The sequence below is a fragment of the Rhizobium brockwellii genome, from assembly GCF_000769405.2.
Lineage (GTDB): Bacteria > Pseudomonadota > Alphaproteobacteria > Rhizobiales > Rhizobiaceae > Rhizobium > Rhizobium brockwellii.
Genome location: NZ_CP053439.1, coordinates 1,436,555 through 1,455,246, shown reverse-complemented (window position 1 = coordinate 1,455,246; position 18,692 = coordinate 1,436,555). Strand labels below are relative to the sequence as shown.

Sequence of the window (18,692 nt, the reverse complement as noted above, 5' to 3'; positions counted from 1 at the left end):
CTCTTATTCTTCAGAGGCGTTGCCGGAGGCGCTACGACGAGCCTGCAGCGTTGCATACTTGATGCCGCGCTGAGCTGCGATGTCCTTCGGGTGAACCTGGTGCTTCAGAGCGTCGAAGGTGGCGCGAACCATGTTGTAGGGGTTCGACGAACCGGTCGACTTGGCGACGACGTCGTGCATGCCGAGTGTTTCGAATACGGCGCGCATCGGACCGCCGGCGATGATGCCGGTACCGACCTTGGCCGAGCGCAGCAGAACCTTGCCGGCGCCGTGGCGGCCGTGAACGTCGTGATGCAGCGTACGGCCGTCACGCAGCGGTACGAAGATCAGTTCGCGCTTGGCGGCTTCGGTTGCCTTGCGGATGGCTTCCGGCACTTCACGCGCCTTGCCATGGCCGAAGCCAACGCGGCCCTTCTGGTCGCCGACGACGACGAGTGCTGCGAAACCGAAACGACGGCCGCCCTTGACGACCTTGGCGACGCGGTTGATCGCGACAAGCTTGTCGACGAATTCGCTATCGCGCTCTTCACGGCTCTGGCGGTCGTCCCGCTGCGGCCTTCTTTCCTGTGCCATTGTCCTCTTCCTTTTTCTTTTCCGGGTGCAATCGGCAAACAAATGTGGACCGCATCAGCCTCCCCTTTCGGAGAGTGCCTGCGGTCCGGCGAAAATCCGGCCGGCGCTTGAGGCGTCCGGCCGGAAACTGATCAGAAGGTGAGACCGCCTTCGCGGGCCGCTTCGGCGAGAGCCTTGATGCGGCCGTGATAGATGAAAGCGCCACGGTCGAACACGACTTCCGTAACACCGGCCTTGGAGGCGCGCTCTGCGAGGAGCTTGCCCACAACGGTAGCGGCGGCGGTATCGGCACCGGTCTTCAGAGAACCGCGCAGATCCTTCTCGAGAGTGGAGGCAGACGCAAGCGTCTTGCCGGCCACATCATCGATGACCTGGGCGTAGATGTTCTTCGAGGAGCGATGAACCGACAGGCGCGGACGGCCATTGGCCACCGACTTGAGATGACGGCGCACGCGGTTGGCACGACGTGCAAGTGCTTCTTTCCTGCTAGCCATTTCGCGTGATCCTTACTTCTTCTTGCCTTCTTTGCGGACGATCCGCTCGTCAGCGTACTTGACGCCCTTGCCCTTGTAGGGCTCGGGACCGCGATATTCGCGGATTTCGGCGGCAACCTGACCGACCTGCTGCTTGTTGATGCCGCTGACGACGATTTCCGTCGGCTTCGGAACAACGATCGAGATACCGACCGGCGGCTCGTAGATCACGTCATGGCTGAAACCGAGGGCCAACTGCAGGTTCTTGCCCTGCATGGCGGCGCGGTAACCGACGCCGTTGATTTCAAGCTTGCGCTCGAAACCGTCCTTGACGCCCTTGAAGATGCCTTCGATCATCGTGCGGGACATGCCCCACTTTGAGCGCGCATCCTTGGTCTGGTTCACCGGCGTCACGACGACGGCGTTATTTTCAAGCTTGAGGCTGATTTCGTCGTTAGCAACGAAAAACAGCTCGCCCTTCGGGCCCTTTGCAGTCACCTTCTGGCCATCGACCGTAGCCGTGATCCCAGCAGGCACCTGAACGGGCTTTTTACCGATACGAGACATGTTTCAATCCTGTCTGTTCGCTATGGAGATCCCTGCCCGATCTTAGAAGACCGAGCAAAGAACCTCGCCACCAACGTTCTGTTCGCGAGCCTGGTGATCGGCCATCACACCCTTCGGAGTCGAAAGGATGGTGATGCCGAGACCGTTCGCGACCTGCGGAATGGACTTGACCGAGACATAAACCCGGCGGCCCGGCTTGGACACACGGCCGATCTCGCGGATCACCGATGCGCCTTCATAATATTTCAGCTCGATGCTGAGTTCCGACTTGCCATTGCCGAAATCGACAACGGAATAGCCACGGATGTAGCCTTCGGACTGCAGAACATCGAGAACACGTGCACGGAGCTTCGAAGCAGGCGTCGAAACCGACGACTTGCGGCGGGAAGCGCCGTTACGGATGCGAGTGAGCATATCGCCCAACGGATCAGTCATTGTCATGTAACCTGCTCCTTACCAGCTCGACTTGACGATACCCGGCACCTTGCCGAGATTGCCGAGTTCACGCAGCGCAATACGCGACATGCGCAGTTTGCGGTAATATGCGCGCGGACGCCCCGAAACTTCGCACCGGTTGCGAATACGGGTCTTCGATCCATCACGCGGCAGGGATGCCAGCTTGATCGAGGCCTTGAACCGCTCTTCGATCGGAAGAGCCTGGTTCATGATGATCGCCTTCAACCCAGCCCGCTTAGCGGCCTGGTTAGCGACCGTAGTACGGCGGCGCTTGTTCTTTTCAACTGCGCTTGTCTTCGCCATGTCAGGTTCCTTTTCTACGCTCGTCGTTACGGTTATTGACGGAACGGGAAGCTGAACTCTTTCAGAAGAGCCCGTGCTTCGTCGTCGGTCGTCGCCGTCGTGCAAACGATGATGTCCATGCCCCACATCTGATCAACCTTGTCGTAGTTGATCTCAGGGAACACAATGTGCTCCTTGATGCCCATGGCGAAGTTGCCACGGCCGTCAAAGCTTTTCGGGTTCAGGCCGCGGAAGTCGCGAACGCGCGGGAGCGCGATGTTCACGAGACGGTCCATGAACTCGTACATGCGGGCGCCGCGCAGGGTGACCTTGGCGCCGATCGGCATCTGTTCGCGGACCTTGAAGCCTGCGATAGAGTTGCGTGCGCGGGTGATGACCGGCTTCTGGCCGGCGATCGCTGCGAGGTCGGCGGCAGCTACCGTCGGCTTCTTCGAGTCGGCGGTCGCTTCGCCGACACCCATGTTGATCACGATCTTGTCGAGCTTCGGGATCATCATCTCGTTGGCGTAGGAGAACTGCTCCTGCAACGCCTTGCGGATGCGCTCGACATATTCCTTCTTGAGCCGCGGCTCATATTTTGCCTCAGCCATCGATCACTTCTCCAGAACGCTTGGCCACACGGACCTTCTTGCCGTCAACGACCTTGAAACCGACGCGGGTCGGCTTGCCGTCCTTGTCGATGATTGCAACGTTGGACAGGTGAACCGGGGCTTCCTTGTTGATGATGCCGGCTTCCTGGGTCTGCGTCTGGCGCTGGTGGCGCTTGACGACGTTGACGCCACGAACAACGGCACGATCTTCCTTCGGCATGACCTGGACAACTTCGCCGGTACGGCCCTTGTCCTTGCCAGCGAGCATGACGACCTTGTCGCCCTTACGAATCTTCTGCATCGCTTCGCTCCTTACAGTACTTCGGGAGCCAGCGAGATGATCTTCATGTGGTTCTTGGCGCGAAGTTCGCGCGGAACCGGTCCGAAGATACGGGTGCCGATCGGCTCTTTTTTGTTGTCGATGAGGACTGCTGCGTTGGTGTCGAAGCGGATGACGGAGCCATCCGCACGACGGATGTCCTTGGCGGTGCGAACGACAACCGCCTTCATCACGTCACCCTTCTTCACACGGCCGCGCGGGATCGCTTCCTTGATCGAAACGACGATGACGTCGCCGATCGAGGCATACTTGCGCTTCGAGCCGCCCAGCACCTTGATGCACATGACACGACGTGCGCCGGAATTATCCGCGACGTCGAGGTTTGTTTGCATCTGAATCATATCAGGTCGCCTTCTTGGTTTACCGGAATGGTTGGGCTAGCCCCCTACTCCGGCTTATGAAAATTTTCGCCGGCCGAGCTGCCGTGAGGCAGCACAGACGCGGCAATAGCTGAATAGCGCGGGGTCGATCGTGCCAGGGTGGTTTCCCGAACGGGACCTTCCGTGCGCTCAAAGCAAAAGAACGCCCGGCATTCGAGCGTTCTGACGCTGCTTCATACAGATATTTCGGCGAGACGCAAGGCCTCGCGCAAAATTCTGTTACTTGCCCTGGGCGGAAATCACCGTCCAGCGCTTGTCCTTGGAGATGGGCGCGCATTCCTCGATGGATACGGTATCGCCGATCTTGTACTGGTTGTTCTCGTCGTGGGCCTTGTACTTCTTGGAACGACGAACGGTCTTCTGGAGCAGCGGGTGAGCGAAACGACGCTCGACACGAACCACTACCGTCTTCTCGTTCTTGTCGCCAACGACGACGCCCTGCAGGATGCGCTTCGGCATATTTTTCTTCCTTTAGGCCTTAACTTCTGCCGCCTTCTGGCGGGCAATGGTTTTCACGCGGGCGATGTCCTTGCGAACTTCGTTGATGCGCGAGGACTTTTCGAGCTGGCCGGTCGCCTTCTGAAAGCGCAGGTTAAACTGCTCCTTCTTCAGCTTGGCAAGCTCGTCCTTGAGTTGGTCGGCGGTGAACGCGCGAACGTCTGAGGCTTTCATGAGCTCATTCCTTACTCTGCAATGCGCTGAACGAAGCGCGTCTTGACCGAGAGCTTGGCAGAGCCGAGGCGAAGCGCCTCACGGGCGATTTCTTCGCTGACACCGTCGATCTCGAACATCATACGGCCGGGCTTGACCTTGCATGCCCAGTATTCAACGGAGCCCTTACCCTTACCCATACGGACTTCGGTCGGCTTTTTGGTTACCGGAACGTCCGGGAACACGCGGATCCATACACGGCCGGCGCGCTTCATATAACGCGTGATCGCACGGCGGGCCGCTTCGATCTCGCGCGCGTTGACGCGGTTGGGTTCCTGTGCCTTCAGGCCGAATTCGCCGAATGCCAGGTCAGAACCGCCCTTGGCGACGCCCTTGATGCGGCCCTTGAACTGCTTGCGGTACTTGGTACGCTTTGGCTGCAACATTTTCTTATTCTCCGAACTTCTCTGCCACGCGCGCTATCAAGCGTTGTCGCGGCGACGGTCTCTGTCGCGGTCACGATCACGGCTTGCCGGACCCTGGGCGTCACCTTCCATCGCGCGGCGCTCGGAAGCCATCGGATCGTGCTCAAGGATTTCGCCCTTGAAGATCCAGACCTTGATGCCGCAGATGCCGAAAGCGGTTTCTGCTTCAGCCGTGCCGTAGTCGATGTCGGCGCGCAGCGTGTGCAGCGGCACACGACCTTCGCGGTACCATTCCGTACGGGCGATTTCAGCGCCGCCGAGACGGCCGGCGCAGGTGATCTTGATGCCCTCGGCGCCAAGACGCATCGCGGACTGAACGGCGCGCTTCATCGCGCGGCGGAAAGCCACGCGACGCTCGAGCTGCTGGGCGATCGACTGAGCGACCAGCGTCGCATCGACTTCGGGCTTGCGCACTTCGACGATGTTGAGGTGCGTTTCCGAATTCGTCATCTCCGACAGCTTCTTGCGGAGCTTGTCGATGTCTGCGCCCTTGCGGCCGATGATCAGGCCCGGACGCGCCGAGTGGATCGTGACGCGGCACTTCTTGTGCGGACGCTCGATAACCACCTTGGAGATCCCGGCCTGCTTCAGTTCGCTCATGACGAACTTGCGCATCTTCAGGTCTTCGTGCAGCAGCTGGCCGTACTCGGCATTGTCCGCAAACCAGCGGCTATCCCAGGTACGGTTGATGCCGAGGCGGAAACCGATTGGATTGATTTTCTGACCCATTATGCGGCCTCCTCTGCTGCCTGCACTTCACGAACGACGATCGTCAGGTGCGCGAAGGGCTTTTCAATGCGCGACGCGCGACCGCGGCCACGAGCGTGAAAACGCTTCATGACGATCGACTTGCCGACATAGGCCTCGGCGACAACCAGCGAGTCGACGTCGAGATCGTGGTTGTTCTCGGCGTTGGCGATCGCAGATTCAAGCGTCTTTTTGACGGCGCCTGCGATGCGCTTGCGGGAGAACTCCAGCTCAGCGAGTGCGCGCTCGACCTTCTTGCCGCGGATAGCCGCAGCAACCAGGTTGAGCTTCTGGGGGCTGACGCGGAGCGTGCGGGCGACTGCTTGCGCCTCGTTGTCCTTCAGCCGGCGTTCGGCTTTTGCCTTGCCCATTGTTACTTCCTCTTCGCCTTCTTGTCCGCGCCGTGACCGTAGTAGGTGCGGGTCGGAGAGAATTCACCGAATTTGTGACCGACCATGTCTTCATTGACGCTGACCGGGATATGCTTGCTGCCGTTGTAGACGCCGAAGGTGAGACCGACGAACTGCGGCAGGATCGTGGAGCGACGGCTCCAGATCTTGATCACTTCACTGCGACCGCCTTCACGAACCTTCTCAGCCTTCTTGAGAAGATAGCCGTCAACGAACGGACCTTTCCATACTGAACGAGCCATTGGAGACTTCCTCTCTTACTTCTTACGCTGATGACGCGAGCGCATGATCATCTTGTCGGTCGACTTGTTCGACCGGGTGCGCTTGCCCTTGGTCGGCTTGCCCCACGGTGTCACCGGATGGCGACCACCGGAGGTGCGGCCTTCACCACCGCCGTGCGGATGGTCGACCGGGTTCATGACGACACCGCGGTTATGCGGACGCTTGCCGCGCCAAACGGTACGACCGGCCTTTCCGTCGTTGATGTTGGCGTGATCAGGGTTGGAGACGGCGCCGATCGAAGCAAGGCAGGAGCCATGAACGAGACGCTGTTCACCTGAGTTCAGGCGAAGGATCGCCATGCCCTGGTCGCGGCCGACGAGCTGTGCGTAGCCACCGGCGGAGCGAGCGATCTGACCACCCTTGCCCGGCTTCATTTCCACATTGTGGATGATGGAGCCGACCGGGATGAACTGCAGCGGCATGGTGTTGCCGGGCTTGACGTCGACAGCCTTCTCGGAAGCGATAACCTTGTCACCGGCAGCGAGGCGCTGAGGAGCGAGGATATAAGCCTTCTCGCCGTCAGCATAATTCACCAGCGCGATGAAAGCCGTGCGGTTCGGATCGTATTCGATACGCTCGACCGTGCCTTCGACGTCGAACTTGCGACGCTTGAAGTCGATCAGACGATAGGTGCGCTTGTGACCACCGCCGATGAAGCGGGCGGTGATGCGACCGAGGTTGTTACGACCGCCGCTCTTGGTCAGACCTTCCGTCAGCGCCTTGACCGGCTTGCCCTTGTAAAGGGCCGAGCGGTCGACGATGACCAGCTGGCGCTGGCTCGGGGTGATCGGATTGAAAGTTTTCAATGCCATTTTCTTATACCTCAGAGACCGGTGGAGACGTCGATCGTCTGGCCTTCAGCCAGCGTCACAACAGCCTTCTTCACGTCCTTCTGCTTGCCGACAAAACCGCGGAACCGCTTGGTCTTGCCCTTGCGCAGCAGAGTGTTGACAGCCGTGACCTTGACGCCGAACAGCGCCTCGACCGCAGCCTTGATTTCCGGCTTCGTCGCCTGCTTGGCGACATTGAAAACAACCTGGTTGTTTTCGGATACCAGCGTGGACTTTTCGGTGATCGCCGGAGAGACGATCACATCGTAGTGGCGAAGATCGGTCACTTGAATCGCTCCTCTAGCGCTTCAACCGCAGCCTTGGAAAGCACAAGCTTACCGCGGCGCACGATATCGTAAACGTTGATGCCCTGGATCGGCAGAACATCGATGTTCGGGATGTTCTGAGCTGCGAGCTTGAAGTTGCCATCAAGCTCTGCGCCGCCGATGAAGAGGGCGTTGGTCAGGCCGAGCGTCTCGAAAACGGACGCGAGCGACTTGGTCTTGGCTTCAGCGGCAACCAGGTTGTCGATGACGATGACGTCATCGGCCTTGATCTTGGCCGAAAGGGCGTGGCGAAGGCCGAGTGCGCGAACCTTCTTCGGAAGATCGTGCTCGTGGCTGCGGACAACCGGGCCGTGAGCCTTGCCGCCGCCGCGGAACTGCGGCGCGCGAGCCGAGTGGTGGCGGGCGCGGCCCGTACCCTTCTGCTTGTACATCTTGGCGCCGGTGCGCGAAACTTCCGCGCGGCCCTTAGCCTTGTGCGTGCCCTGCTGCTTCTTGGCAAGCTGCCAGCGGATGACGCGGGCGAGAATGTCTTCGCGGGGCTCGAGGCCGAAAATCGCGTCCGAAAGGGAAACCTTCCCGGCGTCTTTTCCCTCGAGGGTCTTGACGTTGAATTCCATTGATCTGGCTCCCTTACTTCGCGGCCGACTTGACGGCGTCGCGCACGATGATCCAAGCACCCTTGGAACCAGGAACAGCACCCTTGATCAGGATCAGACCACGATCTTCGTCGGTCGAAACCACTTCCAGGTTCTGCGTCGTGACGCGCGTCTGGCCCATGTGACCAGCCATCTTCTTGTTCTTGAAAACCTTGCCCGGATCCTGGCGCGAGCCAGTCGAACCGTGCGAGCGGTGCGACACCGACACACCGTGCGTGGCGCGCAGACCGCCGAAGCCGTGACGCTTCATGGCGCCGGCAAAGCCCTTGCCGATCGTCGTACCCGTCACGTCGACCAGCTGGCCAGCTGCGAAGTGGCCCGCCTTGATCTCCGTGCCGATCTCCAGCAGGTTGTCTTCCGAAACGCGGAATTCCGTGACCTTGGCCTTCGGCTCGACGTTGGCAATGGCAAAGTTGCCGCGCATCGCCTTCGACGTGTTCTTTACCTTCGCCTGGCCGGCACCGAGCTGAACTGCGGTATAGCCATTCTTTTCGACAGTGCGCGTGGCAACGACCTGGACGGCCTCCATGCGCAGTACCGTTACCGGGACATGCTCGCCGGCGTCGTTATAGACGCGGGTCATTCCCACCTTCTGTGCAATCACACCTGAACGCATCGGTTCAATCCTTCTCACTCAGCCCGAAGACCCGAGGTCTCAGAGCTTGATCTCAACATCGACACCGGCGGCGAGATCGAGCTTCATCAGCGCGTCTACCGTCTGCGGGGTCGGGTCAACGATATCGAGAAGGCGCTTATGCGTGCGCATCTCGAACTGTTCGCGGCTCTTCTTGTCGATGTGCGGGGACCGGTTGACCGTAAACTTCTCGATGCGGGTCGGAAGCGGAACGGGGCCCCGGACGCTTGCACCTGTGCGCTTAGCCGTCGATACGATCTCACGCGTGGAGGCGTCGAGAATCCGGTGATCGAACGCCTTCAGGCGGATGCGGATATTCTGGCCGTTCATTCGACTTTATCCTTGTGTCTGTTATCCGCGTGTCACCACTTAGGGACACGACTTACCTTCAGTTACGTTAGCGGGCCACCGGTTTCAAAGATCGAGAGGGACACCGAGATCGGCGTCCCTATCCTTTCCTTGGGCCAGGTGGCCCAGCCGCTAATTACTCGACGATCGACGCGACGATACCGGCGCCGACAGTGCGGCCGCCTTCGCGGATGGCGAAGCGCAGCTTTTCTTCCATCGCGATCGGAACGATCAGCTCGACCGATACCGTGACGTTGTCGCCCGGCATGACCATCTCCGTGCCCTCCGGCAGCGTTACGATGCCGGTCACGTCGGTCGTGCGGAAGTAGAACTGCGGACGGTAGTTGGTGAAGAACGGCGTATGACGGCCACCCTCTTCCTTCGTCAGGATGTAGGCTTCAGCCATGAACTTCTTGTGCGGCTTGACCGAACCCGGCTTGCACAGAATCTGGCCACGCTCAACGCCATCACGGGTAACGCCGCGGATCAGCGCGCCGATGTTGTCGCCAGCCTGGCCCTGATCGAGCAGCTTGCGGAACATTTCAACGCCGGTCACCGTCGTCTTCGTCGTCGGGCGGATGCCGACGATCTCGACTTCCTCGCCAACCTTGACGATGCCACGCTCGACGCGGCCGGTCACAACCGTACCGCGGCCCGAGATCGAGAACACGTCTTCGATCGGCAGCAGGAACGGCAGGTTGATCGGACGCTCAGGCGTCGGGATGTAGGCGTCAACAGCAGCCATCAGCTCGCGGATCGCGTCTTCGCCAATCTTCTTGTCCGAATCTTCGAGAGCAGCAAGTGCGGAACCCTTGACGATCGGGATATCGTCGCCCGGGAAGTCGTAGGACGACAGCAGTTCGCGAACTTCGAGCTCGACCAGTTCGAGAAGCTCGGCGTCGTCAACCTGGTCGACCTTGTTCAGGAACACCACGATTGCCGGAACGCCAACCTGGCGAGCCAGCAGAATGTGTTCGCGTGTCTGCGGCATCGGGCCGTCAGCGGCCGAGCACACAAGGATCGCGCCGTCCATCTGGGCAGCACCGGTGATCATGTTCTTGACGTAGTCGGCGTGGCCGGGGCAGTCGACGTGGGCGTAGTGGCGGGCCGGCGTCTCATATTCAACGTGAGCCGTCGAAATCGTGATGCCACGCGCCTTTTCTTCCGGAGCCGCGTCGATCTGGTCGTACGCCTTGTACTCACCGAAGTACTTCGTGATCGCTGCCGTCAGAGACGTCTTACCGTGGTCAACGTGGCCAATCGTGCCAATGTTGACGTGCGGCTTGTTGCGCTCAAACTTACTCTTTCCCATTTTCGGGTCTCCGTTTTGCTAGTCCCCGAAGGGATCTAATTCTTGTTATCGGTCAATTGGTATTCCGGTCACTTCTGACCGGAATACTTTGCCTGGATTTCAGTTGCGACGTTCGACGGGACCGGCGAATAGTGATCGAAGGTCATCGTGTACTGGGCGCGGCCCTGGGACATGGAGCGCAGGTTGTCGACGTACTTGAACATGTTCGCGAGCGGGACGTTCGCGTTGATGACGACGGCGATACCACGGCTTTCCTGGCCCTGGATCTGACCGCGACGGGAGTTCAGGTCGCCGATAACGTCGCCGACGTAATCTTCCGGGGTGACGACTTCGACCTTCATCATCGGCTCGAGCAGCTGAGCGCCGGCCTTCCTGGCTGCTTCACGGAAGCAGGCACGCGATGCGATTTCGAAGGCGAGAACCGAGGAGTCGACGTCGTGGAAGGCGCCATCGATGAGGGTCGCCTTGACGCCGAGCATCGGGAAGCCTGCGAGCGGACCCGAAGACAGAACGCTTTCGATGCCCTTCTGGACGCCGGGGATGTATTCCTTCGGAACGGAACCGCCGACGATCTTCGATTCGAACTTGAATTCGTCGCCTTCCGGGTTCGGTTCGAAGACGATCTTGACGCGCGCGAACTGGCCGGTACCACCGGACTGCTTCTTGTGCGTGTAGTCTTCTTCATGCGTCCTGGTGATGGTTTCGCGGTAGGCAACCTGCGGCGCGCCGACAGTTGCTTCGACCTTGAATTCACGACGCATGCGGTCGACGATGATGTCGAGATGCAGTTCGCCCATGCCGGCGATGATGGTCTGGCCGGATTCCTGGTCGGTCTTGACGCGGAAGGACGGATCTTCAGCAGCCAGGCGGTTGAGCGCGAGGCCCATCTTTTCCTGGTCGCCCTTGGTCTTCGGCTCGATGGCGATCTGGATGACCGGCTCCGGGAATTCCATGCGCTCGAGGATAACCGGCTTCAACGGATCGCAGAGCGTGTCGCCCGTCGTGGTTTCCTTGAGGCCAGCGAGAGCGACGATATCGCCTGCGAAGGCTTCTTCGATGTCTTCACGCGAGTTGGAGTGCATCTGCAGCATACGGCCGACGCGCTCGCGCTTGTCCTTGACCGTGTTGATGACCGACGTGCCCTTCTCGAGCTTGCCCGAGTAGATGCGGGCGAAGGTCAGCGAACCGACGAAGGGGTCGTTCATGATCTTGAAGGCGAGCATGGAAAGCGGCTCGCTGTCATCGGCATGACGCTCGATTTCGGCTTCCGTCTTGAAATCGATGCCCTTGATCGCCGGAATGTCCATCGGCGACGGCAGGTAGTCGACGACGGCGTCGAGCAGCGGCTGCACGCCCTTGTTCTTGAATGCGGTGCCGCAGAACATCGGATGGAACTTGACGTCGATCGTGCCGCGGCGAACCAGCGCACGGATCTGATCGTTGTCGGGCAGAATACCTTCGAGATAAGCTTCGGTGGCGGCTTCATCGATGTCGACGACCGTCTCGATCAGCTTTTCGCGATATTCTTCAGCCTTGGCCTTCATGTCCTCGGGGATCTCGACAACATCCCACTGGGCGCCGAGCGACTCGTCGCGCCAGATGAGTGCGTTCATCTCAACCAGGTCGATGACGCCCTTGAATTCCGTTTCTGCGCCGATCGGGAGCTGCATGACGACAGCCGTTGCGCCGAGACGGGTCTTAATCATCTCGACGGAGCGGTAGAAGTCCGCACCGGTCTTGTCCATCTTGTTGCAGAAGATCATCCGCGGGACATTGTACTTCTCGGCCTGACGCCAGACGGTTTCCGTCTGCGGCTCAACACCGGCGTTGGCGTCGAGCAGCGCAATGGCGCCGTCGAGAACGCGCAGCGAACGCTCGACTTCGATGGTGAAGTCGACGTGGCCGGGAGTGTCGATGATGTTGAAGCGGCGCGTTTTGCCGTCACGACCCTTCCAGTAGGTCGTGGTGGCAGCAGAGGTGATCGTGATGCCACGCTCCTGCTCCTGCTCCATCCAGTCCATGGTGGCTGCGCCGTCGTGGACTTCGCCGATCTTATGCGACTTGCCGGTGTAATAAAGAATACGCTCGGTGGTCGTGGTCTTGCCGGCGTCGATATGCGCCATGATACCGAAATTACGGTAGTCTTCGATCTTATATTCGCGAGCCATTGTGGACTGCCTTTCGATACCGTTCGGAATTACCAGCGATAGTGCGAGAACGCGCGGTTGGCGTCAGCCATCTTGTGCGTGTCTTCGCGCTTCTTGACGGCGGAGCCGCGGTTGTTGGACGCATCGAGCAGTTCGCCGGAAAGGCGGTCAACCATAGTCGTTTCATTGCGCTTGCGGGCAGCAGCGATCAGCCAGCGAATGGCAAGAGCCTGGCGGCGCTCCGGACGGACGTCGACCGGGACCTGATAGGTCGCACCACCGACACGACGCGAGCGAACTTCAACGTGCGGGGCAATGTTCTCAAGCGCAGAATGGAAAACCGTGAGCGGCTCCTGCTTGGACTTGCCGTGAACAACGTCGAACGCACCGTAGACGATGTTTTCAGCAACGGACTTCTTGCCGTCGAGCATGATGGCATTCATGAACTTGGTGACAACGAGATCACCGAACTTCGGGTCCGGATTGATCTCGCGCTTTTCTGCTTTATGACGTCTGGACATATTTTGTCTCTTCAACCGTTAAGGCGCTTCATGACGCGGAGGACCTCGCGCAGCGCCGGATTATTCAAAAACCGAATTACTTCGGACGCTTCGCGCCGTACTTGGAGCGGCGCTGCTTGCGGTTCTTGACACCCTGGGTATCGAGAACGCCGCGGATGATGTGATAACGGACACCCGGAAGGTCCTTGACGCGGCCGCCACGGATCATGACGACGGAGTGTTCCTGAAGGTTGTGACCTTCGCCGGGGATGTAACCAATGACTTCGAAGCCGTTGGTCAGGCGGATCTTTGCGACCTTACGCAGAGCCGAGTTCGGCTTCTTCGGCGTCGTCGTGTAGACGCGCGTGCAAACGCCGCGCTTCTGCGGGTTCTCCTGGAGTGCGGGAACCTTGTTACGCTTTACGTTCGCCTGGCGAGGCTTGCGGATCAGCTGGTTTACGGTAGGCATTCAACCATCCCTTACGTTTTATCTCAGTACCCTTGCGGGCTTGAACTCGCGCCGTCTCCGGCAGTGACGCGCGCTTTCCGTCAATGCGCAAAATATGGCCCGATCCGCTTCCGCAGATGGACCACAAGGAGCAGAGGACGCATAGAATATGCGTCGTGCGTGCAGCATCATGACTTCAACGTGCGTTTAGAACCTTGTTTGAGGTGAACTTCAGGGCGAGTCGCCCCGAACAGCCAAGCCTCACATGGGATCTGATGGCCGGGGTACTACTGGTTTCCTCCCGTCTCGTCAAGGCCGGTTAAGAAATAAACTCGCCGTATCGCCTTGATATGGCGGCCGAACGCCCTGTTTCATCCTTCTAGACGAATTCACGGCTGTGCCCCAAGATAAAAACTTGGGCATTGCAGCAAAAGCAGTTAAGGAATCAGCAATTGCGGCGTTCGGCCCTCCCAGCCGGATTCGAGCGACCGAATCGTCAAAGAGCCGAAGGACAGGCGATGATCACGACACCTGATAACGACAATAATTTCGACGGCCCGATGATCTTCATCATCATCGGCAAGGGCTACGAGTCCGACGCCAGCGAAGGCATCGACCTGCACATCATGCTGAAGGCGCCTGACGACGACACTGCCGTACGCGAGGCCTTGAACGCCCTTGCCGAGGAAGGCTTCATCGAGGCAGACCTCGACCAGATCGGCATGCTGACCGAGGTCCCGGCCGAAGAGCCGCACGCATCGGCCTACCAGGGCGCCATCGAAGGCGAAGTCGCGATCATCCGGTTCAACTGAGGTTGGGAGCCACCGCTGGCGCCGTCAAGGCAGCATAAGCGGAAGCAGCCTCCCTCCCCGCCAGATAATCAGAGCAGATAAAACAAAAACCGCCCGGATCGCTCCGGGCGGTTTTTCAATTTCATAGACTTCAGCGGCGGGTTATTCCGCAGCCGGAGCCTTTTCGGCCATGTCCTGCAGCATCGGCGTGGCAACGGCAGCACCCGTGCCCTTGCGGCGCTCTTCGAGGATCATCTCGTCGCGCGACGTGGCGATGCGGCGGATCTGGGTCATAGTGCCGCCGGTGCCGGCCGGAATGAGACGGCCGACGATGACGTTTTCCTTCAGACCCTGCAGACCGTCGGTCTTGCCGGCGATCGCAGCTTCCGTCAGCACCTTGGTCGTTTCCTGGAAGGATGCGGCCGAGATGAAGGACGGCGTCTGCAGCGATGCCTTGGTGATGCCGAGAAGAACCGGATCGCCATAGGCTGGCTTCTTGCCCTGCTCGATCAGGTGATCGTTGACGTCTTCGAGCTCGATCCGGTCGACATTGTCGCCGACGATATAGGTCGAGTCGCCTGCATCGGTGATTTCCACCTTCTGCAGCATCTGACGGACAATCACCTCGATGTGCTTGTCGTTGATGACGACGCCCTGCAGGCGGTAGACTTCCTGGATCTCGTTGACGAGGTAGGAGGCCAGAGCCTCCACGCCCTTGATCGCCAGGATGTCGTGCGGAGCCGGGTTACCGTCGAGGATGTAGTCACCCTTTTCGATATAGTCGCCTTCCTGAAGGTGGAAGGGCTTGCCCTTCGGGATCAGGTATTCGACAGGCTCGACACCGTCTTCCGCCGGCTCGATGATGACGCGACGCTTGTTCTTGTAGTCGCGGCCGAGGCGGATCGTACCATCGATCTCTGCGATGATGGCGTGGTCCTTCGGACGGCGGGCTTCGAACAGCTCGGCAACACGCGGCAGACCGCCGGTGATGTCCTTGGTCTTGGCGCTTTCGAGCGGCGAACGGGCGAGAACGTCACCCTGGGAGACCTTCGTGCCCGGCTCGACCGACAGGATCGCATCGACCGAGAGGAAGAAGCGGGCGTCACCACCACGGGAGAGCTTCGCGATATTGCCGCTGGCATCCTTGATGACGATCGCCGGCTTGAGGTCCGAGCCGCGCGGGGTCGAACGCCAATCGATAACCTGGCGCTTGGTGATGCCGGTCGATTCGTCGGTCGCTTCCAGAACGGAGAGGCCGTCGACCAGATCTTCAAACTGAACGGTACCGGCCACTTCCGTCATCATCGGACGGGTGTAGGGGTCCCACTCTGCCAAGCGCTGGCCGCGCTTGACCTTGTCGCCTTCGTCGACATGCAGCTTCGAACCGTAGGCCACACGCTGCGACGACCGCTCGACACCGCGTTCGTCCAAGATCTGGACGGTCATGTTGCGGCCCATGGCAACGAGGTTGCCATCGGAGTTGCGCAGGATGTTGCGGTTCTTGATCTGCACCGTACCTTCGTACGAGGCTTCGAGGAACGACTGGTCGACCACGGTTGCAGTACCGCCAAGGTGGAAGGTACGCATGGTGAGCTGGGTGCCCGGCTCGCCGATCGACTGAGCAGCGATGACGCCGACGGCTTCGCCCATATTGACCGGCGTACCGCGCGCGAGGTCGCGGCCGTAGCAGACCGAGCAGACGCCCGTCTGGATTTCGCAGGTCAGTGCCGAGCGGATGCGGATCGACTGGATGCCGGCCTTCTCGATTTCGACGACGTCGGGCTCGAGGATCATCCTGCCGGCATCGACGATGCGCTCACCCGTGACCGGATGATCGATGTCGTCGAGCGCCGTGCGGCCGAGGATACGGACGCCGATCGAAGCAACCACCTGGCCGGCATCGACGATGGCGGTCATGGTGAGGCCCGTCTGCGTTCCGCAATCGACATGCGTGACGATGCAATCCTGCGCGACGTCGACGAGACGGCGGGTCAGGTAGCCGGAGTTGGCGGTCTTCAGGGCGGTGTCTGCCAGACCCTTACGGGCGCCGTGCGTCGAGTTGAAGTACTCGTTGACGGTCAGGCCTTCCTTGAAGTTCGAGATGATCGGGGTCTCGATGATTTCGCCCGACGGCTTGGCCATGAGGCCACGCATGCCGCCCAGCTGGCGCATCTGGTTCGGAGAACCGCGGGCACCGGAGTGGCTCATCATGTAGATCGAGTTCATCGGCTTCTGGCGACCGGTCTTCTCGTCGAATTCGACCGCCTTAATGCGGGCCATCATCTCTTCGGCGACCTTTTCGGTCGCCTTACCCCAGGCGTCGACAACCTTGTTGTACTTCTCGCCCTGGGTGATGAGGCCGTCATTGTACTGCTGCTCGTATTCCTTCACCAGGTTTTCGGTGTCGGCAACGATCTTGGCCTTGGCATCCGGAATGACCATGTCGTCCTTGCCGAACGAAATGCCGGCGCGGCAGGCGTGGGCGAAGCCGAGCTGCATGATGCGGTCGCAGAAAATGACCGTGTCCTTCTGGCCGCAATGGCGATAGACCGTGTCGATCATCTTCGAGATGTTCTTCTTGGTCATTTCCTGGTTGCAGATATCGAAGGGCACCTTCCCGTTCTTCGGCAACAGTTCGCCGATGAGCAGACGGCCAGGCGTCGTCTCATAGATCTTCGAGTAAGGCTTGCCATCCTCGTCGACCGACTTGAAGCGGCCGCGGATCTTGGTGTGCAGCGTCACGACCTTGCTTTCTAGGGCGTGATGCAACTCGCCGAGATCGGAGAAGGCCATGCCTTCGCCCGGCTCGTTCTGGTTGAGGATCGACAGATAGTAGAGGCCGAGAACCATGTCCTGCGAGGGAACGATGATCGGCGCGCCGTTGGCCGGGTGCAGGATGTTGTTGGTCGACATCATCAACACGCGGGCTTCGAGCTGAGCTTCGAGCGACAGCGGCACGTGAACGGCCATCTGGTCGCCGTCGAAGTCGGCGTTGAAGGCCGTGCAGACGAGCGGATGCAGCTGGATCGCCTTGCCTTCGACCAGGATGGGTTCGAAGGCCTGGATGCCCAGGCGGTGCAGCGTCGGTGCGCGGTTCAAGAGAACCGGATGCTCACGGATGACCTCGTCGAGGATATCCCAGACTTCCGGCTTTTCCTTTTCGACCAGCTTCTTGGCCTGCTTGACGGTCGAGGAGTAACCCTTGGCGTCGAGGCGGGCATAGATGAACGGCTTGAAGAGCTCAAGCGCCATCTTCTTCGGCAGGCCGCACTGGTGCAGCTTCAGTTCCGGACCGGTGACGATGACCGAACGGCCGGAATAGTCGACGCGCTTGCCGAGCAGGTTCTGGCGGAAGCGGCCCTGCTTGCCCTTCAGCATATCGGAGAGCGACTTCAGCGGACGCTTGTTGGCACCGGTGATGACGCGGCCGCGACGACCGTTGTCGAATAGCGCGTCAACGGATTCCTGCAGCATGCGCTTTTCGTTGCGGATGATGATGCCAGGGGCACGAAGCTCGATCAGGCGCTTCAGACGGTTGTTACGGTTGATGACGCGGCGATAGAGATCGTTCAGATCCGACGTCGCGAAACGGCCGCCGTCGAGCGGAACCAGCGGACGCAGGTCCGGCGGGATGACCGGAACGACCTTCATGATCATCCATTCCGGGCGGTTGCCCGACTCCATGAAGTTCTCGACGATCTTCAGGCGCTTCATCAGCTTCTTCTGCTTGAGATCCGACGTGGTGTCGGCAAGCTCGGCACGCAGGTCGCCAGCGATCTTTTCGAGGTTCATCGAGGCCAGCATCTCGTAGATCGCCTCGGCGCCGATCATCGCGGTGAACTGGTCTTCGCCGTATTCGTCGACAGCGAGCATGTACTCTTCTTCCGAGAGGAGCTGGTGCTCCTTCAGGGCGGTCAGGCCCGGCTCGGTGACGATGTAATTTTCGAAGTAGAGGACGCGCTCGACATCCTTCAGCGTCATGTCGAGCAACGTCGAAATGCGTGATGGCAGCGACTTCAGGAACCAGATGTGGGCAACGGGAGCGGCGAGCTCAATATGGCCCATGCGCTCACGGCGAACGCGCGACAGCGTAACTTCGACGCCGCACTTTTCGCAGATGATGCCCTTGTACTTCATGCGCTTGTACTTACCGCACAGGCATTCGTAGTCCTTGATCGGCCCGAAGATGCGCGCGCAGAACAGACCGTCACGTTCCGGCTTGAACGTACGGTAGTTGATGGTTTCCGGCTTCTTGATCTCACCGTAAGACCAGGAGAGGATCTTCTCCGGAGACGCGATCGAAATCCGAATGGAATCGAAATTCTGTGCAGGCACCTGCGGATTGAAAAGATTCATGACCTCTTGGTTCATGCCTGTCTCCTTCATGGGCTAAAGCGCCCTCAAAATGCGATGATCGGCGGCAATTTCCCGGGAGCCGCCTCCCTCGCTTAAACGAGAATAACCGCTGGATGCGGCGAAACT

General features: G+C 59.8%; 25 protein-coding genes. 1 reads left to right on the top strand and 24 read right to left on the bottom strand.

Annotation, left to right across the window (positions count from 1 at the left end; all coding sequences use genetic code 11):
• Positions 1 to 3: 3 nt before the first annotated feature.
• From rpsE to rpsL, 23 genes are all read right to left on the bottom strand, one after another.
• The gene (rpsE, locus tag RLCC275e_RS07375) at positions 4 to 573 is read right to left on the bottom strand and encodes a 30S ribosomal protein S5 (RefSeq protein ID WP_003547565.1); all 570 of its coding nucleotides are present in this window, start codon (positions 571 to 573) and stop codon (positions 4 to 6) included.
• Between the two features lie 131 nt (positions 574 to 704).
• Positions 705 to 1,067: a 50S ribosomal protein L18 gene (rplR, locus tag RLCC275e_RS07370; RefSeq protein WP_003547564.1), complete on the bottom strand. Its 363-nt coding sequence runs from the start codon at positions 1,065 to 1,067 to the stop codon at positions 705 to 707.
• A gap of 12 nt (positions 1,068 to 1,079) precedes the next feature.
• Positions 1,080 to 1,613, bottom strand: coding sequence for a 50S ribosomal protein L6 (gene rplF, locus RLCC275e_RS07365; RefSeq protein ID WP_003547563.1), 534 nt, complete (start codon positions 1,611 to 1,613; stop codon positions 1,080 to 1,082).
• Positions 1,614 to 1,655: 42 nt separating this feature from the next.
• Positions 1,656 to 2,054, bottom strand: coding sequence for a 30S ribosomal protein S8 (gene rpsH, locus RLCC275e_RS07360; RefSeq protein ID WP_003547562.1), 399 nt, complete (start codon positions 2,052 to 2,054; stop codon positions 1,656 to 1,658).
• Between the two features lie 12 nt (positions 2,055 to 2,066).
• On the bottom strand, positions 2,067 to 2,372 hold the full coding sequence (gene rpsN / locus RLCC275e_RS07355; RefSeq protein WP_003547561.1) for a 30S ribosomal protein S14: 306 nt from the start codon (positions 2,370 to 2,372) through the stop codon (positions 2,067 to 2,069).
• Positions 2,373 to 2,404: 32 nt separating this feature from the next.
• A complete protein-coding gene (gene rplE, locus RLCC275e_RS07350; protein ID WP_003547560.1) occupies positions 2,405 to 2,962 on the bottom strand; it encodes a 50S ribosomal protein L5 in 558 nt (185 codons plus the stop codon).
• Positions 2,955 to 3,263, bottom strand: a complete 309-nt coding sequence (gene rplX, locus RLCC275e_RS07345) for a 50S ribosomal protein L24 (RefSeq protein ID WP_003547559.1) — start codon at positions 3,261 to 3,263, stop codon at positions 2,955 to 2,957. Before rplX ends, rplE begins: the two co-directional genes overlap by 8 nt.
• A gap of 11 nt (positions 3,264 to 3,274) precedes the next feature.
• Positions 3,275 to 3,643: a 50S ribosomal protein L14 gene (gene rplN, locus RLCC275e_RS07340; RefSeq protein WP_003547558.1), complete on the bottom strand. Its 369-nt coding sequence runs from the start codon at positions 3,641 to 3,643 to the stop codon at positions 3,275 to 3,277.
• Between the two features lie 258 nt (positions 3,644 to 3,901).
• Entirely contained in the window at positions 3,902 to 4,141 is a 240-nt protein-coding gene (rpsQ, locus tag RLCC275e_RS07335) for a 30S ribosomal protein S17 (protein WP_003547557.1), read from the bottom strand.
• Positions 4,142 to 4,153: 12 nt separating this feature from the next.
• Entirely contained in the window at positions 4,154 to 4,354 is a 201-nt protein-coding gene (gene rpmC / locus RLCC275e_RS07330) for a 50S ribosomal protein L29 (RefSeq protein ID WP_003558545.1), read from the bottom strand.
• An 11-nt stretch (positions 4,355 to 4,365) separates the two neighbouring features.
• Entirely contained in the window at positions 4,366 to 4,779 is a 414-nt protein-coding gene (rplP, locus tag RLCC275e_RS07325) for a 50S ribosomal protein L16 (RefSeq protein WP_003547555.1), read from the bottom strand.
• A 36-nt stretch (positions 4,780 to 4,815) separates the two neighbouring features.
• The gene (gene rpsC / locus RLCC275e_RS07320) at positions 4,816 to 5,547 is read right to left on the bottom strand and encodes a 30S ribosomal protein S3 (protein WP_003547554.1); all 732 of its coding nucleotides are present in this window, start codon (positions 5,545 to 5,547) and stop codon (positions 4,816 to 4,818) included.
• On the bottom strand, positions 5,547 to 5,936 hold the full coding sequence (rplV, locus tag RLCC275e_RS07315) for a 50S ribosomal protein L22 (protein ID WP_003547553.1): 390 nt from the start codon (positions 5,934 to 5,936) through the stop codon (positions 5,547 to 5,549). The genes rpsC and rplV overlap by 1 nt, the downstream gene beginning before the upstream one ends.
• Before the next feature lie 2 nt (positions 5,937 to 5,938).
• Positions 5,939 to 6,217, bottom strand: coding sequence for a 30S ribosomal protein S19 (gene rpsS / locus RLCC275e_RS07310; RefSeq protein WP_003547552.1), 279 nt, complete (start codon positions 6,215 to 6,217; stop codon positions 5,939 to 5,941).
• Between the two features lie 15 nt (positions 6,218 to 6,232).
• Complete coding sequence (rplB, locus tag RLCC275e_RS07305; protein WP_003547551.1) at positions 6,233 to 7,069, bottom strand: 50S ribosomal protein L2; 837 nt, start codon at positions 7,067 to 7,069, stop codon at positions 6,233 to 6,235.
• 11 nt (positions 7,070 to 7,080) lie between these two features.
• Positions 7,081 to 7,374, bottom strand: coding sequence for a 50S ribosomal protein L23 (locus tag RLCC275e_RS07300; protein ID WP_003547550.1), 294 nt, complete (start codon positions 7,372 to 7,374; stop codon positions 7,081 to 7,083).
• A complete protein-coding gene (gene rplD / locus RLCC275e_RS07295) occupies positions 7,371 to 7,991 on the bottom strand; it encodes a 50S ribosomal protein L4 (RefSeq protein ID WP_003547549.1) in 621 nt (206 codons plus the stop codon). The genes RLCC275e_RS07300 and rplD overlap by 4 nt, the downstream gene beginning before the upstream one ends.
• A gap of 13 nt (positions 7,992 to 8,004) precedes the next feature.
• Positions 8,005 to 8,646 (bottom strand): 50S ribosomal protein L3, encoded by a 642-nt coding sequence (rplC, locus tag RLCC275e_RS07290; protein ID WP_003558542.1) that lies wholly within the window; start codon positions 8,644 to 8,646, stop codon positions 8,005 to 8,007.
• Between the two features lie 39 nt (positions 8,647 to 8,685).
• Entirely contained in the window at positions 8,686 to 8,994 is a 309-nt protein-coding gene (gene rpsJ / locus RLCC275e_RS07285; RefSeq protein WP_003547547.1) for a 30S ribosomal protein S10, read from the bottom strand.
• A gap of 154 nt (positions 8,995 to 9,148) precedes the next feature.
• On the bottom strand, positions 9,149 to 10,324 hold the full coding sequence (gene tuf, locus RLCC275e_RS07280; RefSeq protein ID WP_020049533.1) for an elongation factor Tu: 1,176 nt from the start codon (positions 10,322 to 10,324) through the stop codon (positions 9,149 to 9,151).
• 68 nt (positions 10,325 to 10,392) lie between these two features.
• Positions 10,393 to 12,492: an elongation factor G gene (fusA, locus tag RLCC275e_RS07275; protein ID WP_012757019.1), complete on the bottom strand. Its 2,100-nt coding sequence runs from the start codon at positions 12,490 to 12,492 to the stop codon at positions 10,393 to 10,395.
• A gap of 29 nt (positions 12,493 to 12,521) precedes the next feature.
• Positions 12,522 to 12,992, bottom strand: coding sequence for a 30S ribosomal protein S7 (gene rpsG, locus RLCC275e_RS07270; protein ID WP_003547538.1), 471 nt, complete (start codon positions 12,990 to 12,992; stop codon positions 12,522 to 12,524).
• Between the two features lie 76 nt (positions 12,993 to 13,068).
• Positions 13,069 to 13,440 carry a 30S ribosomal protein S12 gene (gene rpsL / locus RLCC275e_RS07265; protein ID WP_003547537.1) on the bottom strand — a complete coding sequence of 124 codons (372 nt, stop codon included), beginning with the start codon at positions 13,438 to 13,440 and terminating at the stop codon, positions 13,069 to 13,071.
• A gap of 497 nt (positions 13,441 to 13,937) precedes the next feature.
• On the opposite strand from rpsL, the gene RLCC275e_RS07260 reads away from it, so the two are divergent.
• Positions 13,938 to 14,231, top strand: a complete 294-nt coding sequence (locus tag RLCC275e_RS07260) for a hypothetical protein (protein WP_012757018.1) — start codon at positions 13,938 to 13,940, stop codon at positions 14,229 to 14,231.
• A 141-nt stretch (positions 14,232 to 14,372) separates the two neighbouring features.
• On the opposite strand, the gene rpoC is transcribed toward RLCC275e_RS07260, so the two are convergent.
• Positions 14,373 to 18,581: a DNA-directed RNA polymerase subunit beta' gene (gene rpoC / locus RLCC275e_RS07255; protein WP_003558528.1), complete on the bottom strand. Its 4,209-nt coding sequence runs from the start codon at positions 18,579 to 18,581 to the stop codon at positions 14,373 to 14,375.
• Between the last annotated feature and the right edge of the window lie 111 nt (positions 18,582 to 18,692).